The organism is Sediminispirochaeta smaragdinae DSM 11293 (assembly GCF_000143985.1).
Taxonomy (GTDB): domain Bacteria; phylum Spirochaetota; class Spirochaetia; order DSM-16054; family Sediminispirochaetaceae; genus Sediminispirochaeta; species Sediminispirochaeta smaragdinae.
In genome coordinates this window covers 2,484,143-2,505,277 of record NC_014364.1, presented here as the reverse complement: position 1 = coordinate 2,505,277, position 21,135 = coordinate 2,484,143, and the positions used below count along the sequence as shown (strand labels likewise).

General features: G+C 50.6%; 15 protein-coding genes. 11 read left to right on the top strand and 4 right to left on the bottom strand.

All coding sequences use genetic code 11. The features are described 5' to 3' along the window. Nucleotides 1–948, top strand: a complete 948-nt coding sequence (locus SPIRS_RS11795; protein WP_041866060.1) for a SufB/SufD family protein — start codon at nucleotides 1–3, stop codon at nucleotides 946–948. On the opposite strand, the gene SPIRS_RS11790 is transcribed toward SPIRS_RS11795, so the two are convergent. From SPIRS_RS11790 to SPIRS_RS11780, 3 genes are read right to left on the bottom strand one after another with little or no spacing between them, the layout of a single operon-like run. After that, a complete protein-coding gene (locus SPIRS_RS11790; protein WP_013254915.1) occupies nucleotides 945–1,802 on the bottom strand; it encodes an MBL fold metallo-hydrolase in 858 nt (285 codons plus the stop codon). The genes SPIRS_RS11795 and SPIRS_RS11790 overlap by 4 nt on opposite strands. Before the next feature lie 42 nt (nucleotides 1,803–1,844). Further along, nucleotides 1,845–2,876: an aldose epimerase family protein gene (locus SPIRS_RS11785; protein WP_013254914.1), complete on the bottom strand. Its 1,032-nt coding sequence runs from the start codon at nucleotides 2,874–2,876 to the stop codon at nucleotides 1,845–1,847. 22 nt (nucleotides 2,877–2,898) lie between these two features. Beyond that, the gene (locus tag SPIRS_RS11780; RefSeq protein ID WP_041866302.1) at nucleotides 2,899–4,650 is read right to left on the bottom strand and encodes an ATP-binding protein; all 1,752 of its coding nucleotides are present in this window, start codon (nucleotides 4,648–4,650) and stop codon (nucleotides 2,899–2,901) included. A 90-nt stretch (nucleotides 4,651–4,740) separates the two neighbouring features. Here SPIRS_RS11780 and rnhA point away from each other — a divergent pair, with 90 nt between their 5' ends. The 9 genes from rnhA to SPIRS_RS11735 all read left to right on the top strand — a co-directional run bounded on the left by rnhA (nucleotide 4,741) and on the right by SPIRS_RS11735 (nucleotide 19,241). Continuing rightward, nucleotides 4,741–5,202 (top strand): ribonuclease HI, encoded by a 462-nt coding sequence (gene rnhA, locus SPIRS_RS11775; RefSeq protein ID WP_013254912.1) that lies wholly within the window; start codon nucleotides 4,741–4,743, stop codon nucleotides 5,200–5,202. Between the two features lie 57 nt (nucleotides 5,203–5,259). Further along, nucleotides 5,260–6,795 (top strand): YifB family Mg chelatase-like AAA ATPase, encoded by a 1,536-nt coding sequence (locus SPIRS_RS11770; RefSeq protein WP_013254911.1) that lies wholly within the window; start codon nucleotides 5,260–5,262, stop codon nucleotides 6,793–6,795. Nucleotides 6,796–6,858: 63 nt separating this feature from the next. After that, nucleotides 6,859–8,091, top strand: coding sequence for a S1C family serine protease (locus SPIRS_RS11765; RefSeq protein ID WP_013254910.1), 1,233 nt, complete (start codon nucleotides 6,859–6,861; stop codon nucleotides 8,089–8,091). Nucleotides 8,092–8,109: 18 nt separating this feature from the next. Beyond that, complete coding sequence (uvrB, locus tag SPIRS_RS11760) at nucleotides 8,110–10,110, top strand: excinuclease ABC subunit UvrB (RefSeq protein WP_013254909.1); 2,001 nt, start codon at nucleotides 8,110–8,112, stop codon at nucleotides 10,108–10,110. A 339-nt stretch (nucleotides 10,111–10,449) separates the two neighbouring features. Beyond that, nucleotides 10,450–10,731 carry an RNA recognition motif domain-containing protein gene (locus SPIRS_RS11755; RefSeq protein WP_013254908.1) on the top strand — a complete coding sequence of 94 codons (282 nt, stop codon included), beginning with the start codon at nucleotides 10,450–10,452 and terminating at the stop codon, nucleotides 10,729–10,731. 115 nt (nucleotides 10,732–10,846) lie between these two features. Further along, nucleotides 10,847–11,320, top strand: a complete 474-nt coding sequence (locus tag SPIRS_RS11750; RefSeq protein WP_013254907.1) for a GNAT family N-acetyltransferase — start codon at nucleotides 10,847–10,849, stop codon at nucleotides 11,318–11,320. A 120-nt stretch (nucleotides 11,321–11,440) separates the two neighbouring features. Next, entirely contained in the window at nucleotides 11,441–13,069 is a 1,629-nt protein-coding gene (locus SPIRS_RS11745) for a DEAD/DEAH box helicase (protein WP_013254906.1), read from the top strand. 240 nt (nucleotides 13,070–13,309) lie between these two features. Further along, the gene (gltB, locus tag SPIRS_RS11740) at nucleotides 13,310–17,839 is read left to right on the top strand and encodes a glutamate synthase large subunit (protein WP_013254905.1); all 4,530 of its coding nucleotides are present in this window, start codon (nucleotides 13,310–13,312) and stop codon (nucleotides 17,837–17,839) included. A 1-nt stretch (nucleotide 17,840) separates the two neighbouring features. Continuing rightward, on the top strand, nucleotides 17,841–19,241 hold the full coding sequence (locus SPIRS_RS11735; protein WP_013254904.1) for a glutamate synthase subunit beta: 1,401 nt from the start codon (nucleotides 17,841–17,843) through the stop codon (nucleotides 19,239–19,241). 11 nt (nucleotides 19,242–19,252) lie between these two features. On the opposite strand, the gene SPIRS_RS11730 is transcribed toward SPIRS_RS11735, so the two are convergent. After that, nucleotides 19,253–19,951, bottom strand: coding sequence for an HAD family hydrolase (locus tag SPIRS_RS11730; RefSeq protein WP_013254903.1), 699 nt, complete (start codon nucleotides 19,949–19,951; stop codon nucleotides 19,253–19,255). 148 nt (nucleotides 19,952–20,099) lie between these two features. On the opposite strand from SPIRS_RS11730, the gene SPIRS_RS11725 reads away from it, so the two are divergent. Next, nucleotides 20,100–21,128, top strand: coding sequence for an ABC transporter substrate-binding protein (locus tag SPIRS_RS11725; protein WP_013254902.1), 1,029 nt, complete (start codon nucleotides 20,100–20,102; stop codon nucleotides 21,126–21,128). The last annotated feature ends 7 nt before the right edge of the window (nucleotides 21,129–21,135 follow it).

Sequence of the window (21,135 nt, the reverse complement as noted above, 5' to 3'; positions counted from 1 at the left end):
ATGGACGATGATACAGGCAGCCGTAACGAGGCGTTGGAGAGACTTCTTGCCTCAATAAATATGCATAAGCATCAATTCGGTGAAGATACGGCCCATGTGGAGATCCATGGAAACAAGGTCCTTGGAACTCATACCCTACCTGGGCTTTCCGTTGAATCCCAGGAGCGGACAGATGGCGTTTCGGTTGTCATACGCCTTGCTGCCGGGGTCGAACTCGAAAAGCCCGTTTATTTTTGCTTCGGGATCCTTCCTGAACAGGGTATGCAGCGAATTGAGATGGATGTCCGGATTGAGGAGGGGGCAAAAGCGGAATTTGTTGCTCACTGCACCTTTCCTAACGCACGTGAGGTGACTCATCTGATGGATGCGAAGATCGTTCTTGAAAAGGATGCAAGCTATCGTTATTTTGAGCGACACATCCACAGCCCCGAAGGAGGGCTTACGGTTGTTCCGAAGGCTCAGGTTGAGTTGAAAGAGGGGGCCTCTTTCTCGTCGGAATTCGAACTCATCAAGGGGCGGGTCGGTTCTATCGATATCGATTACGAGGTGGAGTGTGGTCCCCGGGCCACAATGGAACTCATCTCTCGGATTAGCGGCAAGGGCAACGATAAAATCAGGATACGTGAGGCAGGGCATCTTGCAGGAGCCTATTCAAAGGGCTTGCTTGCTTCTCATATCGCTTTGAGAGGGGACGCCGTTGCCGAAATTTTCAACGACCTGCGCGCCTCTGCTCCTTATGCGACAGGCCATGTGGATTGCAATGAAATTGTGCAGGACCGAGCCAGGGCAAAGGCCGTTCCCGTGGTTCAGGTGGAAGATCCAAAGGCCCATGTGACTCATGAAGCGGCCATCGGTTCGGTCGATTCGAAGCAGCTACAGACCCTTATGAGCCGCGGCCTTTCCGAAGAGCAGGCCGTTGAAATGATTATCGAAGGAATGCTGAGTTAGATTTTCTTTTCCGGGAAATCGTAAAAAATCCACTGACGGGTAAGCCCTGCAAAGCCGAACTTCCTTACCCGCGTGGTTTGCTTTTCCCAGTTGTCTCCATAGTGGACAAGGAGCATTTTCTTTTTTATCGCCGGGGGCAGGGTTGCCAGTTCATCGATCCCCGCATGGACGCCACCGGTAAAAAATTGGCAGTCATGGAATATAACTTCCGGCCCAAAGGTCGTTTCGACCTCTTCTACCAGCTTCGGGTCGAAGCGGGTATCGCCGCTGAAAAAGATGCGATCGTCGATCACCACAGCCGTACTCCAGAAACTATCCTTCCAACTTTCGGCATTATCGGGAATGTGCATGGTACGGAGGAGCTTGAGGTCAATAGAACCAAAGCGATAGTGGTAGGCTTGTCTGCCTAACATATCCATCGGTTTGGGAGTCAAAAGCCTTGCAACATCCGAAAAACGAAGCTCTTTGCCGTCATGGCGTTCGTTGAAAGCCACGCCACCCTTTAGGCTATAGTTCCATAAGGTTCGGCGGTAGGGAACCGGAAGAATAAGGCTGAGTTTTCGCCTCCGCTCATATCGTGCCATTAAAAGCGCCTCTTCCAAGCCTCCTATGTGATCGGCATGGGAATGGGTGATAAGCATAGTATCGATATCGGCAAGGCTTGATCCCAATTCCGTGAAAGCGTAACCGCATCGCGTTCCGCAATCGATAAGGAGATGCTCCCTTCCTTTGATGATCAGTACATTGGTTTGGTAGTTGCGTTTACTAAAGGCACTGCCGACACCCACAAAGAAGAGTGATAGAACCCCATCGTTGAAAAGACCCAGCGGCGCTTGGAAGGGACGAGTATTCATAATTTCCTTTTCGGTCCTTTATCTTCACTATATAAGCTTTTTCTATTCTACCGAGAACAGATACATGGTTTTTCGTTCGTAGCGCTCGCCGGGGCGTAAGATAGCCATGGGAAAATTGTCGTGATTCATGGCGTCCGGAAACTCCTGGGTTTCAAGGCAGAAGGCGGAATGGGGGGCTGCGATCCCGTCCCGAGTGCGCTGACCGGAAAGCATGTTACCGGTATAAAACTGGACTCCCGGATTGATGGTCAACACAGTCATACTTCTGCCGCTTTTTTCATCTTTTACCTCTGCAGCGGGAATAGAAAGGGCGTGTTCATGACTAAGAATGAAACAGTGATCGTAGCCGCCTGCCGCCTCTATATCCCGACCGATGGCTTTGGGGCTACGAAAGTCAAAGGGGGTGTTCGCCACATTGATTTTCCGACCCGTTGGTATCAGCTTTTCATCCGGCTCGAGAAAGGCATCGCTGTGCAGGGTGAGAATATGATCATAGATAGGCCCGCTACATGAGCCGGCAAGGTTCCAGTAGCTGTGATTGGTAAGGTTGATCGGAGTCGGTTTATCGCTGACGGCGGTATAGGAAAAAATCAGTTCATTTCCTTCGGTGAGCAGCACGGTCAGCGAGACATCGACAGTCCCGGGAAATCCTGCATCGCCATCCTCACTGGTGAGGGTAAAGGTAGCGCCGGCCTCTTTTTCGCGCCTGATCGGAAACATCTCCCATATCTTCCTGCTGAACCCCTCTTTCCCGCCGTGGAGATGGTTTGGAGGTTCGTTGATATCTATCTTGTAACCGATCCCATCAATGGAAAAGTTCCCCTTTGCGATGCGGTTGGCAAAACGTCCTACCGTCGCACCGTAGTAGGGATGATTACCCTCGTAGGATGCAAGATCATCAAAACCAAGGGTAAGTTCGTCGATATGTCCGGATCTGTCCGGCATGCGAAAGCTGGTAAGGGATGCACCGTAGGTGATAAAGGTACATCGAATACCGTTAGCGTTTTCCATGGTGATGGAATCTACAGCCTTACCGTCTGAGGTAATGCCGAATGGATTTCGTTCAAGCTTCATGTGCTTTCTCCTCGTTTTCTTATCATTCCCTCTCTCCAAGAAGTTCTTTGAGATCCCGAATCTGGTTTACCAATTTCGTTCGATCCAAATTCTGAAAGCGCTTTGGTACCATCTCTCTGCTTGTACATTCCAAAACGGCAACCAAATTCTGAAGCTCAATCTCGTGGGGATAGGCTGGTGGAATAAAATCCTCAAAGGCCTGTTCCATATCTTCCCTGGTGACAATGACATGCCCTTCCATAGCGGCGTTGAATTTTGCTCGGATCAGGATCGATTCAAGATCGGCTCCGGAGGATTCGAATCTATGGCGCTTGAGTAAATCGCTGATGGGAAACTCCTTTACCTTCATTTTCAGCTTTCTGATCAGGGTGGAAAAGAGTTCCTCTTTTTCTATCGCGGTTTCCGGATAAAAAAGGGCAAGGTGTTCTTCCGCCCGGCCCTGACGTTTCAGGTCGATGGGGAGGAGATCGGGCCGGCAGGTGATCAAAAACCAGATGATTTTGCCGCGATATTCGGTATTTCCCATAAAGCTTGCAATCTGAGCAAAGATACGGTTACTGGTGCCACTGTCCCCCTCTTGATTACGATCCCCGAGAAAGGCGTCCGCTTCGTCGATCATCACCCCTACAGGACTCATCGCTTTTAGAATGTTGAGGGCCTTTTCAAGGTTCGATTCGGTTACACCCTGCCATTTTGAACGAAAATTCTGAAATCGAACGATGGGAATACCGATCTCCCCGGCAAAGGCTGTGACCATGAATGATTTTCCGGTTCCTACCGGTCCGGCGATGAGGTACCCCATGGGCAGAACATCGAATCGTCCCTGCTTAATGGCCCTGGCAGCGCTCTTAAATCGCTTTTTTACAAAGTCGTGGCCGGAAACCATGGAAAGGTCGTGTTCCGATTCGATAAACTCTAAAAGCCCGGCTCCCTCGTTTTCGATAATCTCCTTTTTCTTCACCCTCAGATATTCAAGGGTTATGGGCTTATCTTCCTGATAGCTTTCGGCAGCCAGTTGGTTGAGGTTCATCAAATTGAGGCCGCTGGTGATCTTTGCCACTCGTTCGGGATTTAGTCGATGTTCGAGCATCAGCTCGTCCTTGCGGTCCAGAAATTCAAGAAACTTTCTCCTGACTGTTTCATCGGGAATGGGAATGTTTACCTTTACCGTTGTGGGGGTCCCGACAAGGCGCGGGCTAAGGTCCGCCAGATTTTCGGTAAGCAGGATGACCGAGACATCCCCTTGGGTAAAGATCGGATCGTGGCTCCATCGATTTAAGGTAACAAGGCAGTAGCGGTCTTCATCATCCATTCTGGAAAGGTCGGTAAAAGGAACGATTGTTTCGGCGTAATCTATGATGAGAACGATGCGCTTTTTATTTGGGATATTGAGCAAGAAATATTTCTCAAGGAGATCAAAGGCTTTGATAGGATCCCTGCTGATCAAGGCTTCTGGTTCCAGATCTGGATATTGACGACGCATCACCTTGATGTACTGATCCCTCATCTCAGGGGTACAGAAATTGATACCGGAGGAACGATCGTAATAGGCGATGATATCTTTGTTGCCGAAAAGGACCTCGGATACGAATTCCTGAATCCTGACGAAAATAAACTCACCCTCGATCATTTTATTGGGGAGAAAGTCCCTGATGTTACCGTGTACGATATAAAGGTTGGTTGTTTTGGAGAGATATTTATAGGAAAGTTCCTGGGCCCAGGAGGGAAGAACCTTGATGAACTCCAGGTTTTTTACGATTAGTTGTTCGGCCATCGGGATGTAGTATACGGAATGGACAAGGGGGGAGTCAATCAACTTTCCCAAACGCTTGCTGTGATACACGTATCTGGGTAGAGTGGTGCGATGAGCGAAGAAGAAAAAGCTGTAATTGTCTATACGGACGGTGGCTGCCATGGGAACCCCGGGCCGGGAGGCTGGGCGTGTATTATTCTCTCCTCCGATAATCGGATTGAGAAGCGGGGTTTTGAAGCGGCCACCACCAATAATCGCATGGAATTAACGGCGGTCATTACCGCCCTGGAAACCATTCTTTCCAGCACGTCCTTACAAAAATCTTCCGTGGAAGTGCATACCGATAGCCAATATGTACGTAACGGGATCACCAGCTGGATCAGCGGGTGGATTAAGAAGGGCTGGAAAACCGCATCGGGCTCGGCGGTAAAGAATCGTGAATTGTGGGAACGGCTCAAGCAGCTGGATGATGGGCTTACGGTTACCTGGCGTTGGGTACGAGGTCATGACGGTAACGAGCTGAACGAGGCGTGTGATGCCTTGGTTCAGCAGGCGATCAGAGAAGGAAAGTGAAAAAGCGGTAGAACAAACCGTGTCGTTTCTTCCGTATGTATAGGTGCGGAGGTTATGATGGATATTTTTGCGTACGCCGGGCACGGCTATGAGGGAAGTTTGGTTCATGTCGAGGTAGATCTGCGGAGGGGGATACCTGGCATCGAGGTTGTCGGTCTTCCCGATAATGCGGTGAGGGAGGCGCGGCAGCGGGTTCGGGCAGGGATACGCAACAGCGGTTTTACCTTCCCGTTGGATCGTATCCTGATCAATCTTGCGCCTGCGGGGGTAAAGAAGGGGGGTGCATCCTTCGATCTTCCCATTGCCATTTCTCTGTTACTTGCTTCCGGACAGGTGCGGCCCGGAACGGTTCTTGCTTCCGGACGAATGTTGATTCTTGGTGAACTGGAACTTTCGGGCAGAGTACGATCGGTTCGGGGAACATTGGCCGCCATGGCAGCGGCAAAGTCGGCAGGCATCACGCATATCCTGGTTCCTTCATCCAATGTACGAGAGGCCGCCTCTTCGGCGCTCAAGGTCGCCGGTATCGAATATCTGTCGGAACTTTCCGACCTTCTTTCCGATACGAAACGTTTTCTCTTCCAACCCGAGGAACATGGGGAATATCCTACCGAAGAGGCGTGCATCGGAGATTTTTCAGATATTAAGGGTTCTTCACTCCTTCGCCGTGCCTTGGAGATAGCAGCTGCAGGGAGACATCATCTCCTGCTTTTCGGCCCTCCGGGTAGCGGTAAAACCATGTCGATCGACCGCTATCCTTCTATTCTCCCTGATCTCGATCTGGAGCGATCCCTTGAGGTAACCCGTATTCATTCCCTCGATCCCTTTTCCAATGTATCAGGTACGCTGATGGTCCGTCCGCCTGTCAGGCGTCCTCATCACAGCGCTACACGGGAAGGGCTCATCGGAGGAGAAAAGGAAAACCGGCCCGGAGAGGTGGCCTTGGCACATGAAGGGGTGCTTTTCCTCGACGAGGCCTTGGAATTTCGTGAAAGCCTTCTGCAAAGTCTACGTGAGCCCATAGAGCGTGGACGGGTCGACATATCACGAAGCGGAAGCAGTTATTGGTTTCCTACACGGTTTCAGCTCATTCTTGCCACCAACGTTTGTCCCTGTGGAAGGCTCGGCAGACCGGACGGCGGCTGCGGCTGTACCGAAAAAGAGGTTGCACGCTACTGGAGGAAGGTGGGCGCTGCTCTGATGGATCGAATCGATATCAGAGTGCCATGTTCACCCCTCGCCCCCGAACTATTTCTCGGTCCACCCGGAGAAGGTTCACGTGTCGTTCGGGAACGAGTTCGGCTCGCCCGCGACAGGGAAGAAAGACGCAACCGTGAGGAAGGTGTACTAAACGGCTTTCTGCCGGATGCAAAGCTGCACCGTTATTGCGTGCTGGACAGGGAAGCCGGGCTCCTATTTTCTCGTGCCGTGGAGCGCTTTGCCTTCAGCAGCAGGGCTTCGGCTTCGCTCCTGCGGGTCGGAAGAACCATTGCGGACCTTGACGGCAAGGAGAACATAGACGCCGAGGCCCTGTGTGAGGCTGTGGCTTTCCGACGTTTCGGCGACCGCGATCTTTTCTGGTGCAGGCTTTGAACTATTGGCAGAAAGGGCTTCGGCTGTTTATAGTAGAGAGAAGATACTCGTAAGGAGCGCTTCATGAAACTCTACAGCAGAGGCCAGTTACTCTTTTTTACCATTAGCGGCATGTTGCTGTTGATATGTATTTTGATCGGATTTGGCTTGGTTAAGCTGCCGAAGGGGGACGACGAGGTTCAGGCGACCGATGTGAAGAGTGATCCCCTCCCTTTTGTTCTTGAGACCAGCTCGACACCGCAGACTCAGGGGCTTATGGAGACCTCGACCGGTAACACCTCCTATAGTGAGGATGAGCGGATAAATATCCAGGTCTATGAATCGATGAATAAGGCGGTCGTGAATATTACCACCGAGACGCTTAGTTTAAATTGGTTTCTCGAGCCCGTTCCTCAGGATGGGGGTACCGGTTCCGGGTCCATCATCGATAGCCGAGGTTATATCCTCACGAATTATCATGTCGTTGAGAATGCGTATAAGGTTTTTGTAAATCTCTATGATGGTTCGCAGTACGAAGGCGAGGTTATAGGTAAGGACCAGGAGAACGATCTCGCCGTACTAAAGTTTGACCCGGGCGATAAACGGCTGGTAACCATTGCCTTCGGCGATTCTTCCCAGCTGAAGGTAGGGCAAAAAGTCTTGGCCATCGGGAACCCGTTCGGTTACGATCGTACCCTCACTACAGGAATTATTTCGGGCCTTGGGAGGCCCGTCCGGACCCGGCAGAACCTTGTTATCCGTGACATGATTCAGACCGACGCCTCTATCAACCCCGGAAATTCGGGTGGGCCCCTTCTCGATTCCTCCGGAAGAATGGTCGGTATCAATACCATGATCTATTCGCCTTCGGGCGGCTCGGTGGGGATTGGTTTTGCCGTGCCCGTGGATACCGCCCGCCGTGTGGTTCCCGAGCTGATTGCAAGCGGAAAGGTGAATCGTGGCTGGATTGATATCGTGCCTGTACAGCTCGATCCCAGTATCGTTCGTTATGCAAACCTGCCTATCTCCAAGGGCTTATTGGTTTCCCGTGTGCTTCAGGGGGGAAATGCAGAGAAGGCGGGGATCAGGGGTGGAGATCCCGATAAGGGGGTAAGATACGGGCGAGCGATTATCTACTTCGGCGGGGATATCATCACCGAAGTGGATGGGATGAAGACGACGACACTTAGCGACCTCTTTTCCGCTCTGGAGGACAATCGACCTGGAGATAGCGTAGAAATAGAGTTCTTCAGGGGAAAAAACAAGAAACGCATTTCCCTGGTCCTGAACGAACGTCCCGATGGTTTTGCTTGGTAAGGAAAGGCGAGAGATACAATGATGGAAGGTGAGGGCTTTAAACTTGTTTCAGACTATGCTCCGTCAGGGGATCAAGGGGCTGCGATCGATGCTTTGGCCGATGGACTTTCGAACGGACTTCGCTATCAGACCCTTAAGGGGGTAACAGGCTCGGGGAAGACCTTTACCATGGCTAATATCATCCGGAGAGCCCAGCTTCCCACCCTTGTCCTGAGCCATAATAAAACCCTTGCGGCACAGTTGTATCGGGAGTTGCAGGGATTCTTCCCGAATAATGCCGTCGAGTACTTTGTTAGTTACTACGATTACTATCAGCCCGAGGCATATGTTCCCTCCAAGGATCTCTATATCGAAAAGGATTCTTCGATAAATGAGGAGATCGATCGTCTCCGCTTATCTGCTACAAGCAGTCTCATGGAGCGCAGCGATGTCATAGTCGTTTCGACGGTAAGTTGCATCTACGGCCTTGGAAGTCCCGTCGCCTACCGCGATATGCGAGTAAAAGCTACCGTTGGCGAATCCCTGAATATCGCCTCCTTTGCCAGGGACCTGATTCGTCTCCAGTACGACAGAAACGATGCCGTTCTTGAACGGGGGACCTTCCGTATTCGGGGCGATGTCCTAGAGGTATTTCCTGCCTATCTCCAGGAAGCCTTTCGCATGGAGCTCGATTGGGATGAAGTGGTTCGTATCAGACGAATTCATCCCCTGACTGGTGATACCATCGAGGAGCTCGATTCCGTTCAGATCTATCCCGCTAAGCACTTTGTGATGCCGGAAGAGCAGGTACACACTGCCCTTGAGCGTATTCGCAGAGAGCTGAAAGATCAACTGGAATACTTTGAACATCGGGGAAAGCTTCTTGAGGCGCAACGCCTTAGGGGAAGAACGGAGTACGATTTGGAGATGCTTCAAGAGATGGGCTATTGTTCCGGCATAGAAAACTATTCGGCACCCCTTTCCGGACGAGGTGAAGGGCAGAGGCCTGCCGTGCTTCTCGATTATTTCCCGGAGAAGTTTCTTACCTTCATCGATGAAAGCCATGTCACCCTACCTCAGGTAGGGGCCATGTACGAGGGAGACCGTTCACGAAAAATGAATCTGGTCGAGCACGGTTTCAGGCTTCCTTCTGCTCTGGATAATCGCCCTCTTTTCTACGCCGAATTCGAGGAGCTGGTAGACCGTGTCATCTATGTGTCTGCCACCCCGGGGAAACTTGAAAAGCGGCGCTCAGAGAGGCTCGTAGAGCAGATCATTCGTCCCACAGGGCTCTTGGATCCTGAGTTGGAGGTCCGCCCGACAAAGGGGCAGATTGAGGATTTATATGCGGAAATCCGCAAGCGCGTCGAATGCAATGAACGGACATTGGTAACGACCCTTACCAAGAAGATGTCGGAGGATCTGACGGACTATCTTTCAGGACTCGGCCTTAAGGTCCGGTACCTCCATTCGGAGATTGAGACCATAGAACGGGTTGAGATCCTGCGGGACCTGCGTCTGGGAACCTTCGATGTACTTATCGGCATTAACCTCTTGCGGGAGGGGCTTGATTTACCGGAAGTCTCACTTATTGCGATTCTCGATGCCGATAAGATCGGTTTTTTGCGGTCGGCAACCAGCCTCATACAGACAATCGGTCGGGCTGCACGAAACGAACATGGAAAGGTCATCATGTATGCCGATAGAATTTCCGACGCAATGAAAGAAGCAATAGGCGAGACCGAACGTCGTCGGGCAATTCAGGAGGCTTATAACGAAGAGCACGGTATCACTCCCACTACCATCAAGAAGGCAGTACAGGATATTCTTGTACGAAAAAAAGAAGAGGCAAAGAAGGGTGAGACAGAGACCATCGAGATGGTCAAGGCCGGTTATAATATCCTTATTCCCGCCGAACGAAAACGATTGATCCGCCACCTTGAGGAGATGATGCTTGAGCATGCAAAGAATCTCGAATTCGAGCAGGCCGCCGTTGTTCGTGATGAGATCGGACGCCTGAAAGAGCTTGGAAAAACGTAAACGTAGAAATATGGTATCTGCAGAGATAATTTTCTCGCAGATACCTGTGGAAATTGTTTTGTATGGCGCCGATTCGAGATCTGTCCCGCAATTGAATCCGTATCCAGAAAAAATAGTTGATTTTTTTGCTGCCTCGTTGTAACCTTTTTGAAGAGCGCTTTTGACGAGCGATGTTCTTGTGATAGTTTAAAGTTGCCGATTTAGCCTTCTGCTTCTGCGGTGTCAGCCGTTTTCTGTTCTTCTAAATCTCCCTAAATCGAATCTGCAAACTCCCGTGAGCAAAGACGTCATAAGCCGAATTTCACTATGTACCGGGACATTTTCCCGGAAAGGAATGGTATGGCCAAGAAACTTTATGTTGGGAATCTTAGTTATTCCTCAACGGAACCGGGACTGGAAGATCTTTTCGGACAGTACGGGCAGGTAGTAAGCGCGAAGATCGTCCTCGATCGTGAAACCAAACGATCGCGAGGCTTCGGCTTTGTGGAGATGGAGCAGGATGATGCCGCCGAAGCTGCAATTTCTGCCCTTGACGGGTATGAGTTCGATGGACGCAGACTCCGGGTTAATGAGGCTATGGAGCGGGAACGCCGACCACGACGTGATTTTCACCGCGACTGATTCCTCCGGGTCAATTTGAATGTTTCAGGGCTTTCCGTTCGGAAAGCCCTTTTTCGTTGCAATCTAAGGATAACTTCTTGTCTCTTTTGTTATACTATGCATATAGTAAATCATTATGAATGAATTGGTCTCCATTGAAATTTCCGACCCCAACGATCCTGATGCACGTCATTGTCTTTCACAGTATTACAAGGAGCTTGCCGAATTATTTACTAGCGGTTTTGACCCCTCTGTCTCTTCGACCATGGAGCCAGATGAAATGTGTTTGCCTCATGGTATGCTTCTTGTCGCTCGTACGGATGGGCGAGCGGTGGGCTGCGGTGCAATCCGTTTTCTACCTGACTATGGAGAGATCAAGCGAATGTGGGTCGATCCTTCCGCCCGTGGACTTGGAATTGCCTCCCGGATTCTCGACCGCCTTGAGATGGCTGCCGAAGAGCGGGGGCTTCGGCAATTTCGCCTGGATACCAATGCTCTTTTAAAGGCTGCCTCCACAATGTACGAGCGTAGGGGCTACAGGCCCATTCCCCGATATAACGACAATAGCTATGCCGATCGCTGGTATCAGAAAGATATGGGAAGCCCTTAGCGAAGCGAGTAGCAAAGCGTAACAGGATGCCTTCCGTACTGCTGTATCATTGTTTTTCTTTTTTGTGTAGACTATAGATAGTTCGACAAATATTGAACAATCCACGCGAAGCGAGCATATATGAGTAATATAACCACTTTTCAGGATCTTGGACTTTCCCAAGAAACCCTTGATGCAATTGTAAAAAAAGGTTTTGAAGAACCTACAACGATTCAGGCCCGTACCATTCCTGTCATGCTTCATTCTGACGCTAACATCATAGCCCAGGCCCAGACCGGAACCGGAAAGACTGCGGCCTTCGGTCTTCCTCTTCTCGATTTGGTCGATCCTGTTTCCAGGACGGTTCAGGCGCTTGTCTTGGTACCGACCAGAGAATTGGCGATTCAGGTATCGGAGGAGATCAACTCCTTCCGCGGCTCAAAAAAAGTACGTATTGTTCCCATTTACGGGGGGCAGTCCATTGATCAACAGCTTCGAAGGCTCAAACAGGGGGTCCAGATCGTTGTCGGCACTCCGGGGCGTATTATCGATCATCTGAATCGAAAAACCCTTAACCTAACGGCTATCTCCCACTTGATTCTCGATGAGGCGGACGAAATGCTCAATATGGGCTTTATCGATGAGATGGAAGAGATCCTGAAGCATACGAATCCCGACAAACGGACCTTGCTCTTTTCAGCGACGATGCCCGATAAGATCAAAAAGCTTGCCAATGATTATATGGAAGGCTACGAGCTGATCGCTGTAGAGAAGGAACAACTGACGACAAACCTTACCGAGCAGATCTATTTTGAGGTGAAGGCCTCTGATAAGTTTGAGGCCCTCTGCAGAATTATCGATATTGAAGATAGCTTTTATGGCCTTGTATTCTGTCGAACAAAGAATGATGTCGATACCGTTGTAAATCACCTGCTTGATCGCGGTTACGATGCTGCGCCCCTGCACGGAGATATTTCTCAGGCCCAGCGGGAGCGCACCCTTGGAAAATTCAAGCGGCAGAACATCAATATTCTCGTGGCCACCGATGTCGCCGCCAGAGGTATCGATGTAAATAACCTTACCCATGTCATCAACTATTCCCTTCCCCAGGATCCTGAAGCGTATGTTCATCGAATTGGTAGGACGGGAAGGGCCGGAAACGAGGGAACGGCGATAACCTTTATTACTCCCAGCGAGTATAAGCGCCTGATGTTTATTCGGAAGATCACCAAAACCGACATCAAGAAGTCCCAACTACCGAAGGTAGCGGATATTATTGATGCAAAGCGGAAAAAGATCGATGAAGATCTCGGTGCTATCTTTACAAAGGAAATCGATCAAAGTTATTACGATTGGGCGAAACGGTGGCTGGAGGAGAGTGGTAAATCACCAAGTCAGATTCTTGCCGCCCTTCTTTCCCTTTCCTTTAACGATGATTTGAATCCCAATAGCTATGGAGAGATTGCAGAGGTTAGAGGCGGGGACAGGAGTCAGATCGATCATCACGGCACCGCCCGGCTATTTGTAGCCCTCGGAAAAAAAGACCGCATCACTCCCCGGCAGCTCATTGACCTGTTGACGAGTCGATCTCCGGTTCGTCCGAAGCAGATCGGTGATATTCAGATCATGGAAAATTTCTCTTTCGTGACGGTTCCTTTTTTTCTTGCAGAAAAGATAGTGGCCGGTTTTAAAAGTAAAGGGAAAAAGCCCCTTGTTACCAGAGCGAAATCTTTTGAGGGTGGTAAGAGGAGAAAACACCGAACCGTGTGATTCCTCTTCATTAAAAAAAGTGCATTTTTCTGTTTTTTCATGAAGAAACATCTTTTCTCCCTTTTTTACGAGAAAATAAAATTTGCCGCGGCAAATTGCCAACTTCCTCCATTGAGGGGGTGTTTACTGTTTATATGCAATGAAAAGTATAAATATACATCTAAAAGGGGGTTATATTGCAATTTTTGTAAATAAATACTTAAATACTGGATGATGTTATGAACTCGATGGGAGGAATGTATGCAACCTGAGCAAGGCTTATATGATCCGCAATTTGAACATGATGCCTGTGGTGTGGGTTTTATTGCCAATATAGACGGCACAAGGGCCCACGATATCGTAGAAGACAGTATCCAGATTTTGATTAATCTGGAACACCGAGGAGCTGTCGGCGGCGACATGAAGACCGGAGACGGTGCCGGTATGCTGACCCAGATCCCCGATGATTTTTTTCGTTCCAAGGTCTCTTTCACCCTTCCTCCCGCCGGTGAATATGGAGTAGGAGTTTTTTTTCTCTCCGGCCTGTCCGCCGACTATTATGAAAAGGGGAAAGAGATCGTCGAATCGACGATACAAGATGAGGGAGGCTCCTTCCTCGGTTGGCGAGAGGTGCCTATCAATACCGATGCCCTCGGTGAGACAGCTCTTGCGAGCCTGCCTGCCATAGAACAAGCCTTCTTTTCTTTTTCTGATCTGAAGGGGCTTGAACTTGAACGAAGACTCTACATTTGTCGTAAGGTGATGGAAAAGAGGGCCTCCGACCTGGGAATGGAGATTGATGATTTCTATATTCCCTCACTTTCTTCCCGGACCATCGTTTACAAGGGAATGTTTGTGTCGACGCAGTTTACCGGTTTTTACCCGGATGTCCTTGATCCCCTTTTTACAAGTGCGATTTCGCTGGTCCACCAGCGCTACAGTACCAATACCTTTCCCTCCTGGGCCCTTGCCCAGCCTTTCCGCTATATTGCCCATAACGGAGAGATCAATACCCTTCGAAGAAACATGAATAATATGATGGCGAGGGAAACTTCGATCTCATCGCCGCTTTTCGGCGATGAGATCACAAAACTTTCTCCGATTGTGAATCCGGCAACCAGCGATTCGGCCGTCTTCGATAACGTATTCGAGCTGCTGGTGGAAGGAGGCCGGGATATGGACCACGCCATGATGATGATGGTCCCCGAGGCCTTCGGGACCCGCTACCACATATCCGAAGACAAGCGAGCCTTCTACGAATACCATGCGGCAATCATGGAGCCCTGGGACGGGCCTGCCGCAATTGTCTTTACCGATGGGATACGGATCGGTGCGACCCTCGATAGAAACGGCCTCAGACCCGGACGGTATGTAACCACCAAGAGCGGAAAGGTCGTTCTTGCCTCGGAAGCGGGGGTCCTTGAGTTTCCTCCGGAGCAGATCATTGAAAAGGGGCGTCTCGCTCCCGGCAAGATGTTCCTCGTTGATACGGAAAAGAAGCGGGTCTTCAAGGATAATGTGCTTAAGGCGGCGGTGAGCCGAGGCAAACCCTACCGGAGGTGGCTTGAGAAAAATAAGATCGAACTCAAGGGGCTCTTTGGACTACCGAGTCCCGTTCCCCTGGACAAAGATACCCTCTTAAGTCGTCTGCGGGCCTTTGGTTATACCCTTGAGGATGTGGTGAAGATCATTACGCCTATGACGGTCAATGCTCAGGAACCTATAGGATCGATGGGAAACGATGCAGCCCTTGCTGTACTCTCCGAACGACCGCAGCTCTTGTACGATTATTTTAAGCAGATGTTTGCACAGGTGACCAATCCGCCTATTGACGCCTATCGGGAAAACCTCGTCATGAGCCTTATGAGCTTTGTCGGACGGGAACGTAATCTTCTTGCCGAATCCCCCGAGCATTGCCGCCAGTTAAAGTTGGCCCATCCCGTACTTACCAACGACGATTTACATCGCCTGCGCAATAGTCAGATCGATGATTTCCATGTCGAGAGCGTACCGATGCTTTTCCCTTGTTGTGAGACCGGAGGGGCCCTAAAACCTGCCCTGGACCAGCTGTGTCGGCAGGTTGAGGAGAAAATCGACGAAGGTGCATCCCTCATCATCCTCAGCGACCGTGGAATGAGTCAGGAGATGGTGCCGATTCCCGCACTTTTAGCCATGGGAGCGGTGCAGCAATACCTTGTCAGACAGGGTAAACGACATCTCTCCGGTATCATCATAGAAACAGGAGAGGCTAGAGAGGTCCATCATGTGGCGACCCTTGTTGGTTACGGCGCAAGCGGAGTGAATCCCTACATGGTCTTCGAGGCCCTGATGGACTTGAAGCGAAGGGGCTATATCCCGGAGGAAATCACTGTCGAACAGGCTGCTGAAAACTACATCACAGCAGTTAAAAAGGGGTTGCTTAAGGTCATGTCGAAGATGGGAATTTCAACCCTCAGAAGTTACCGCGGTTCCCAGATCTATGAGGCTTTGGGGCTTAACAGCGATCTCATGAAGGAATATTTTCCCCATACCCCTTCGAACATAGAGGGAATCGGCCTCGCCGAGATCGAGAGGGAGACGGTACAGCGCCACCTATCGGGCTATCGGTTTGATGAAAAGCAGCTCGATCATCTCGATTCCGGAGGACTGTACAACTACAGAAAAAATTCCACCCGTCATCGTTTTACTCCTCTTGCCATTGTCAAGCTGCAAAAGGCGGTGAGGGAAGGTAGTTATGAAACCTTCAAGGAGTATTCCGGCGAGATTAATAATATCGAAAAAAATCTCTGTAGCCTGCGGGGATTATTCACCTTTAAAGAGCGGGAGGCCATCCCCCTGGAAGAGGTCGAATCGGCGGAGGAGATCGTAAAGCGTTTTGCCTCCGCTGCCATGTCGTTCGGTTCCCTGAGTGAAGAGGCCCATACCACCATTGCCATTGCCATGAATCGTCTCGGGGCCATGAGCAACTCGGGGGAAGGTGGCGAGGATAACCATCGCTACAAACCTCTTCCCGGTGGAGATAGCGCCGTAAGCACGGTTAAGCAGATTGCCTCGGGCCGTTTCGGTGTAACCGGGGAATACCTTGTTAACGCGAAAGAGCTCCAGATCAAGATGGCCCAGGGCGCAAAACCAGGTGAAGGCGGCCAACTTCCCGGCCACAAGGTCGATGATATTATCGCCAGGGTTCGCCATTCGACGCCGGGAGTGATGCTGATCTCTCCCCCTCCTCATCACGATATCTATTCGATCGAGGACCTTGCACAGCTTATCTATGACCTGAAGCATGCAAATCCAAAGGCAAGGGTTTCGGTCAAGCTGGTTTCGGAAGTCGGTGTGGGAACCATCGCGGCAGGGGTTGCAAAGGGAAAGGCCGATATGGTGCTTATCAGCAGCGGCGAGGGCGGTACCGGTGCTTCTCCCCTTTCTTCTCTCTACCATGCCGGCTCGTACTGGGAGTTAGGCCTTGCTGAGACCCAGCAGGTCCTTGTGAAGAACAAGCTCCGGGAAAATATCCGGGTCCAGGTGGACGGCCAGTTGCGGACCGGACGCGATATCGTCGTTGCCGCTATGCTGGGGGCCGAAGAGTTTGGCTTCGGTACGGTTACCCTGGTGAGTCTCGGTTGTATCTTGATGCGTAAATGCCATCTCAACAGCTGCCCTGTGGGAATTGCAACCCAGGACGAGCGGCTGCGCTGTCGTTTCCAGGGAAAGCCGGAACATTTAATGAACTTTATGCTCTTTGTTGCCAGAGAGGTGAGAGAGATCATGGCGAGCCTCGGCTTTAGACGCTTTGAAGAGATGGTCGGACGAAGTGATCTATTGGATGTGACCCATGCGGTAGATCACTACAAAATGAAGGGGCTTGATCTTTCAAAGATTCTCGAAGAGCCAGATCCGAATCCTGACGCACCCCGGCGCTGTCTTGGCTACATAAAGACCGACTTCACCAAATCTTTTGACTGGCACATGATCCAGGAGGCCAAGCCGGCAATCGAGAAAAAAGAGCCGGTTGAGCTGAGCTATAAGGTAAGAAATAGTAACCGAACAATCGGGGCGATGCTTAGTAGTGAAGTCTCAAGCAGATATGGGCTTGAAGGGCTTGCTGAGGATACCATAAAGATACATCTACAGGGATCGGCAGGGCAAAGCTTCGGAGCCTTTCTGGCACATGGAATAAGCCTTTCTCTGGAGGGAGAGGCCAACGACTATTTCGGCAAGGGGCTTTCCGGTGGAAAGCTTGCGGTATTCCCTCCGAAGGGATCACAATTTCTCGCGCAACGGAACATCATTACCGGCAATGTCAACCTTTTCGGGGCGACAGGCGGGGAGGCCTACATAAACGGGAGGGCGGGTGAACGCTTTGCCGTCCGTAATAGTGGTGCAGTCGCCGTTGTTGAGGGCGTCGGGGATCACGGCTGTGAATATATGACAGGGGGGGCGGTTATCGTTCTCGGTGAGACCGGCATCAATTTTGCGGCTGGGATGAGCGGCGGTATCGCCTATGTCCTCGATGAGAGTCAACTGTTCGACACTCGGTGTAACCTGGAAATGGTAGATGTCGAGCAGATCACCGACGAAAAGGACGAGGCCTTCATGAAGCACTATATCGAACGCCACGTCCGTTACACGGGGAGCAGGAACGGTGCAAGGATTCTTGAAATCTGGGATGAGATTGTGCCGTTGTTTGTAAAGGTTATCCCGATTGATTACAGAAAGGCCCTTGAACGGATCAACCGAAACAGGGTGGTCCAGTCCGAGAGTGCCTTTATCACCGAAGAGGTGGGAGGCTGACATGGGAGAATTACTTGGATTTCTAAAATATCAACGCCAAATAGGCGGTTATCGGGATGTGAACGAGCGAGTTCGGGATTATCACGAGGTGATGAAAAATCTCGAATATGGAAGGTTGAGGCAACAAGCTGCCCGCTGTATGGACTGCGGCACCCCCTTTTGCCATGCTCTGGGCTGTCCCCTCGGAAATATCATCCCTGAGTTTAACGACATGGTCTATCGTGGGCTATGGCGCGAGGCCTATGACCGCCTCGAGCTTACCAATAACTTCCCTGAGGTTACTGGCAGAATTTGTCCCGCAACCTGCGAAAGTTCCTGTACGCTTTCTATTAATGATGCCCCGGTTACCATCCGTGCCATCGAGCTTGCGATTATCGAGATGGCCTTTGAAAATGGCTGGGTTCTCCCACAACCGCCACGACATGAAAGCGGTAAAAAGGTTGCGGTCGTTGGATCCGGTCCTTCCGGCTTGGCCGCCGCCCAGCAGCTGCGAAGGATGGGGCACAAGGTCACTGTTTATGAACAATCCTCGAAACCTGGCGGTCTTTTACGCTACGGCATTCCCGAGTTTAAGCTTGAGAAGCGTATCATCGATCGAAGACTCGAGATCCTTCAAAAAGAGGGTATTGAGTTCGAGACCGGGGTGACGGTGGGAGTCGATATTTCGGCTCGGTATCTAAAACGAAAACATGATGCGGTTGTTCTTGCCCTTGGCTCAAGGGAGCCTCGAAAGCTTCCGGTCCCCGGCATCGATAACGAAGGGATCTACTTTGCCCTCGACTATCTTACCAGCGTGACGAAGCACCTTCACGGAGAAATAAGCGACAGGGAACTGATCTCCGCAAAGGGCAAAAAGGTGCTTGTCATCGGAGGCGGTGATACCGGAGCTGACTGTGTTGGAACCGCCAACCGTCAAGGCGCAGAGAAGGTATATCAGTTTGAGATTATGCCCAAACCAAGGGAATGGCACGAATCCTGGAACCCCCAGTGGCCCGACTATCCCAGAATCCTTCGCACCTCTTCAAGCCATGAAGAGGGAAGCGACAGGCGATGGAGTATCAAGACAAAACAACTGTATGGAATGGCAGGAGTGAATGTCGAGAAGGGGATCTTCTGCGATTTGGATGATCAGTTAAAAGAAGTGCCGGGTACCGAGTTCACCTTGGAGCTCGACATGGTGCTCATTGCCGCAGGGTTTGTCCATGTTGAACATTCTCGTCTTATCAAGGATTTTGCCATCGGACTTGATAAACAGGGGAATATAGCGGTTGATGATGGTCTGGCCACCAATACCGAAGGCATTTTTGCCGCCGGTGATGCGGTGCAGGGGGCGAGTCTTGTGGTAAAAGCGATCGATATGGGGCGCAGAGTCTCCGACGTTGTTGATCGCTACCTTTGTTAGGAAATTATGGGTTAATGTAGAAACCCTCCGAGGGCTTGGAAGAGGTCCGGCGGAGGGTTCTTTAAGGCTTCCTCAAGGTCCGCCGCCACATAATCGGCACCGGCAGCCAACAAGGCTTTGGCATCAAAACTTGAAGTAAGGCCGAGACAGCGTGCCCCTGCGGCCTTTCCCGATTCTATTCCCCTGACAGCATCTTCCACAACCAGGCAATCACCTGGATCGATCCCCACCTTTTGTGCCGCTTTCAGGTAAATTTCGGGATCTGGTTTGTTGTTTTTCACTTCTGCGCCATGCACCGTGGCATCGAAGTCCTCCTGCTGAAAACCAAGCTCCCTAAGGTTGGTCATCATCTTCCGTTTGTCGGCACTTGTCGCAATGGCAATGGCAAGTCCTGACCTTTTGCAAGCATACACAAAGGCTCGGGCCCCGTTGATCTCTTTTAGGTGTCCGTGTACGAGTTCTTCATAGATTTCATACGTCCTCTCTTTGTCCCTGGGCATGGTGAGGCTGATATTGTATAGTTTTCCCACTCCGGAAATGAAATTGTCTTCCCCAGTTCCGACAAAGGGCAGAAAAGTCTTGGGGTCCACCTCTGTGTTGTAGGTTTGGCGAAACATCGCTATTGCCGCTTCCGCAATGTATCGCTCGGAATCGACAAGCACTCCATCCATATCGAAAAGTACTGCCCGAAATAATTTACTTGTTTTCATCTATGCCTCCACGCTCTTGCAGTACTGTATGATAAACAAAATATCCAGGGAAGAAAACCATCCGAGAGCGCTTGACCGGAACATGCACTTCGGATACAGTAGGTTTGTTACTTTTAGAAGAAACGTGGATGGTGTAAGGAGTATAGGCATGAAAAAGAGCGGTGTTGCGATCATATCCCTTCTGATGCTGTTATCATTACTTGGAGGATGTGCAAAGGAGAAAGAGGAGAAGGTTTCCTCGGCTCCCCTTTCGGAAAAGCAAAACATTACCATTGGTATTTCAAAGATTGTTTCCCATCCTGCACTTGATGCCATTGAGAAGGGAATACAGGATGAGCTGACGCAGCTCGGTTATGACAATATTACCTATGATTTGCAGAATGCGAATGGAGAACCCAGCACGGCAAAACAGATAGCGGTCAAGTTTAAGGCCGATAAGGTTGACCTTGCGGTCGGTATTGCAACTCCGACAAGTCAGGCTCTGGTTTCGACTCTCACGGGAGTTCCCATCGTCTTTTCCGGGGTTACCGATCCTGTTGGAGCAGGTCTTGTTCCCTCCCTTGATCGGGGTGGCGAATATACCACTGGTTATTCGGATATGACCCCTGTACGTGAACAGATTGAGTTTCTCGCCAGTATTATGGACCTAAAACGGCTTGGACATGTATATACTTCTGGTGAGGCGAATGCCGTGGTATTGGCGGATATGGCCCGGGAAGTTTGTAACGATTTGGGCATTGAATTCATCGAATCTACGGTTACCAATTCGGCGGAAGTCAAGCAGGCGACGCAGGCAATCCTTGGAAGGGTAGATGCTATCTATGTCAGTACCGACAATACCGTATTCTCTGCCCTAAACTCCCTTGCAGAGACCGCCTTGGAAAAACAGATACCGGTTATGTCGGCCGATCCTACATCGGCTGAAACCTTCCCTGTGCTTGCTGCCATCGGTTTCGACTACTATCGTCATGGTCGTGCCACGGGACGGCTTATCGCAAAAATTCTGGAAGGTGCCGATCCTGCAGAAATACCGACTCAGTTTATGACCGACCCGGAGGATTTGGATCAGCTCGTTCTCAATAAGGATGTTGCTGATGCTGTGGGTATCACGTTCTCACAGGATGTACTGGATCGTGCCTCGGTCATAGTAGAGAACGGCGAGATTGAACATAAATAGGCTAAGA

Bases quoted from the DNA above. Each gene is read 5' to 3' on its own strand.
- SPIRS_RS11785 (WP_013254914.1), bottom strand. From the start codon at position 2,876: ATGAAGCTTGAACGAAATCCATTCGGCATTACCTCAGACGGTAAGGCT.
- SPIRS_RS11770 (WP_013254911.1), top strand. From the start codon at position 5,260: ATGGATATTTTTGCGTACGCCGGGCACGGCTATGAGGGAAGTTTGGTT.
- SPIRS_RS11790 (WP_013254915.1), bottom strand. From the start codon at position 1,802: ATGAATACTCGTCCCTTCCAAGCGCCGCTGGGTCTTTTCAACGATGGG.
- rnhA (WP_013254912.1), top strand. From the start codon at position 4,741: ATGAGCGAAGAAGAAAAAGCTGTAATTGTCTATACGGACGGTGGCTGC.
- SPIRS_RS11750 (WP_013254907.1), top strand. From the start codon at position 10,847: ATGAATGAATTGGTCTCCATTGAAATTTCCGACCCCAACGATCCTGAT.
- SPIRS_RS11735 (WP_013254904.1), top strand. From the start codon at position 17,841: ATGGGAGAATTACTTGGATTTCTAAAATATCAACGCCAAATAGGCGGT.
- uvrB (WP_013254909.1), top strand. From the start codon at position 8,110: ATGATGGAAGGTGAGGGCTTTAAACTTGTTTCAGACTATGCTCCGTCA.
- SPIRS_RS11765 (WP_013254910.1), top strand. From the start codon at position 6,859: ATGAAACTCTACAGCAGAGGCCAGTTACTCTTTTTTACCATTAGCGGC.
- SPIRS_RS11755 (WP_013254908.1), top strand. From the start codon at position 10,450: ATGGCCAAGAAACTTTATGTTGGGAATCTTAGTTATTCCTCAACGGAA.
- SPIRS_RS11730 (WP_013254903.1), bottom strand. From the start codon at position 19,951: ATGAAAACAAGTAAATTATTTCGGGCAGTACTTTTCGATATGGATGGA.
- SPIRS_RS11780 (WP_041866302.1), bottom strand. From the start codon at position 4,650: ATGGCCGAACAACTAATCGTAAAAAACCTGGAGTTCATCAAGGTTCTT.
- SPIRS_RS11725 (WP_013254902.1), top strand. From the start codon at position 20,100: ATGAAAAAGAGCGGTGTTGCGATCATATCCCTTCTGATGCTGTTATCA.
- gltB (WP_013254905.1), top strand. From the start codon at position 13,310: ATGCAACCTGAGCAAGGCTTATATGATCCGCAATTTGAACATGATGCC.
- SPIRS_RS11745 (WP_013254906.1), top strand. From the start codon at position 11,441: ATGAGTAATATAACCACTTTTCAGGATCTTGGACTTTCCCAAGAAACC.
- SPIRS_RS11795 (WP_041866060.1), top strand. From the start codon at position 1: ATGGACGATGATACAGGCAGCCGTAACGAGGCGTTGGAGAGACTTCTT.